Below are 2,781 nucleotides of genomic sequence, written 5' to 3' on the forward strand. Positions count from 1 at the left end.
CAAACAGTTTTACCTCTGGCTCATCGAGAATGAGTACGTCGCTATTCCGGAAAAGAAACTCAAGGCCCTCAAGACACCCCATCATGAGACCATGACCAAGGTTGCCTCGGACCTGCTCACGACCGAAGAGATCACCGCGATGGTGGGCGCATGCACCCGCAGCAGCGACCGGGCCATCATCATGATGCTTTACGAAGGCGGGTTCCGCATCGGTGAGATCGGGGGAATGAAATGGGGAGACCTGACCTTCGACAAGTGGGGCGTAATCGCGAACGTGAACTTCAAGACCGGCAAGCCCCGGTATGTGCGGCTCATCATGTCCCGCGAAGCCCTGGCAAAATGGAAGAACGACTACCCGGCAAAACCGGTTACAAACGAGATGCCGGTCTTCATCACGGAACACCAGACGGCACTTACCCACGGGTCCGTGGCCATGCAGCTCAAACGGCTGGCAAAACGGGCCGGTATCGAGAAGCATATCACGCCGCACATCTTCCGTCATTCCCGCATCACTCATCTCATCAAAGAGAACGTTTCGGAGAGCGTGATCAAGCTGATGATGTGGGGGAGCCTCACGACCAACATGTTCCAGACCTACGCTCACCTCACGGGCAAAGATATCGACAACGAGATGCTGCGGACCTATGGGATCACAGAAACCGAGACGGGCGAAGGGAAGACCGAATTGCGCATCGAGCCCCGCCAGTGCCCGCACTGCAAGCTCATCAACGGGCCCATGGCCGAGTTCTGCAATTCCTGCGGGCGGTCGCTGACCGAACAGGCAACCGAAGCCGAAGACGATATTCACGACAGCATATTAAAGAATCCGTCATCGCTCAAGAGATTTATTACGAGATTGGAGGACAAGATGGCAAAAGGCGAGATTGTAGTGTAAGGTTCCATGATTTCCCTTATCGATTACCGGTCCTGCCCCAAAAAAATCCCCCTCCCGTACACCAAAATTAACATAAATGTTAAGGTTGGTGTACCTAATGAGGAATTTGGGAGAAGGAGCGAGCTATGACCATCGAGATCCTGAAGTCCATGGCGAAAGAGAACCAGGTATTTTCATTTGCCCAGTTATACGAGAAAACCCACATCAAAAAAGAGATGCTCTGGGTTATTCTCTCCCGTATGGAGGAGAAAGGGTTCATCGAGCGGATTGAGAAAGGCAAATACCTGATTATCCCTCTCGGAAGCGAGAAAGGAAAATACACGCTCCACGAATTCGTTATCGCTTCTTATCTCGTCGAGCCCTTTGCCATATCGTACTGGAGCGCCCTCCACCACTACGGGCTCACCGAGCAGATCCCGAACACGGTCTTTGTCCAGACTCCCGCACGCAAGAAGAAGAACCAGATGGAGATCTTTGGCGTGAATTACCAGATCGTGCGGGTGAAGGAGGAGAAGTTCTTCGGCGTCCGCAAGGAATGGATCGAAGAGACGCCCATCAGCATCACGGACAAAGAGAAGACGATCATCGACTGCCTGGACAAGCCCCACTATGCCGGGGGGATCATCGAAACAGCCAAAGCGCTGAAAACCGGTTCACTGGACTACAATCAGCTCAGAAACTACGCACTCAAAATCGATAATTTTGCCGTCGTCCGGAGGCTCGGATACCTGTGCGAGCGGATGGCTATTCCGATCAATCTCCCCCTCCCCCCATCAAAAAAATACCTGCTGCTGGACCCGACGATGCCTGCAAAAGGGAAGAACGATCCGAAATGGCGGCTCGTCATCAATAATGATACCGTCCTGCCGGAGTCTCTTGAATGATCCCCGAGCGCGAGATCAAAGAACAGGCCCGCGAGTTCGGCGTGCCCACGTCAACGATCGAACGGGATTATGTACAGAACTGGTTTCTCTCCGCTCTGCGCCCAATCAATATGGCATTCAAGGGAGGGACCGGCATCCGGAAAGTGTATATCGAGAATTACCGCTTCTCCGATGATCTTGATTTCACCCTGCTGGAACCGGTCGATGCGGATACACTGCGGACGGCAGTGATCGATGCAATGGTACGGGTCCGTGATGAAAGCGGTATCCAGTTCGAAGACGAGATCGGTTTCCGTCAAACGAGGAATGGTTTCAAAGCAACAACCCGGTTCAGGATCCTGCACCGGGGTCAGACCTCGCCGATAAAAATAGATCTGGACCTGACCAATTCGGACAGCGAACAGATTTTGCTCCCTGTCATCGATCGCCCGGTCTTCCATCACTATTCCGACGGGCTTGAAACATCCGTTGTTTCATACGCTCTCGAAGAGATCATAGCGGAAAAGATTCGCTCGATCTTCCAGCGGACCCGCTCCCGCGATCTCTACGACATCGGACAGCTGGCCGGCCGGGTGGACCGTGATGTGGTGAAATCGATTGTGCACCGCAAGTGTGAATACAAGGGGGTCAGGGTAGATCCCGCGACCCTGCGGGAGAAGCGGGATCAATTCGCCGCACTGTGGCAGGTTTCGCTGGGCCACCAGATTCACGATATCCCTGATTTTGATGCGGTGTTTGAAAATGTGATGAGCGAGATTGAAGGGTATTCCGGGTAGGATGATGGCCATGAAATGCTCCCGCACCACCTACCTCTTTGCCTTCATCCTCATCCTCGCATTCATCCTCCGCTTCTGGCAGCTTGACCTCAAACTGCTCCACCATGACGAAGCTGTCCATTCCTGGTTCTGTTACGAGTTCCTGACCAGCGGTGTATGGCAGTACGACCCCAGTTACCACGGGCCGTTCCTCTATTACGTAACAACAGGTATATTTGCCCTGGTT

General features: G+C 53.3%; 3 protein-coding genes and 1 pseudogene. All 4 read left to right on the plus strand.

The genetic code is table 11. The annotated features are described in order from the left end of the window. The coding region (locus tag A4E33_RS00035) for a tyrosine-type recombinase/integrase (RefSeq protein ID WP_292345248.1) at positions 1-895 on the plus strand (895 nt) is incomplete at its 5' end. A gap of 125 nt (positions 896-1,020) precedes the next feature. Further along, complete coding sequence (locus A4E33_RS00040; RefSeq protein ID WP_292345250.1) at positions 1,021-1,779, plus strand: hypothetical protein; 759 nt, start codon at positions 1,021-1,023, stop codon at positions 1,777-1,779. Then, positions 1,776-2,555, plus strand: a complete 780-nt coding sequence (locus tag A4E33_RS00045) for a nucleotidyl transferase AbiEii/AbiGii toxin family protein (protein ID WP_292345252.1) — start codon at positions 1,776-1,778, stop codon at positions 2,553-2,555. The genes A4E33_RS00040 and A4E33_RS00045 overlap by 4 nt, the downstream gene beginning before the upstream one ends. Positions 2,556-2,565: 10 nt before the next feature. Then, positions 2,566-2,781, plus strand: a pseudogene (locus A4E33_RS00050) (TIGR03663 family protein); the annotation flags it as partial.

It is taken from the genome of Methanoregula sp. PtaB.Bin085 (assembly GCF_002067035.1).
GTDB lineage: Archaea > Halobacteriota > Methanomicrobia > Methanomicrobiales > Methanospirillaceae > Methanoregula.

What these genes read in the sequence shown, in the direction of transcription:
- A4E33_RS00040 (WP_292345250.1), top strand. Translation starts at nt 1,021, where the DNA reads ATGACCATCGAGATCCTGAAGTCCATGGCGAAAGAGAACCAGGTATTT.
- A4E33_RS00045 (WP_292345252.1), top strand. Translation starts at nt 1,776, where the DNA reads ATGATCCCCGAGCGCGAGATCAAAGAACAGGCCCGCGAGTTCGGCGTG.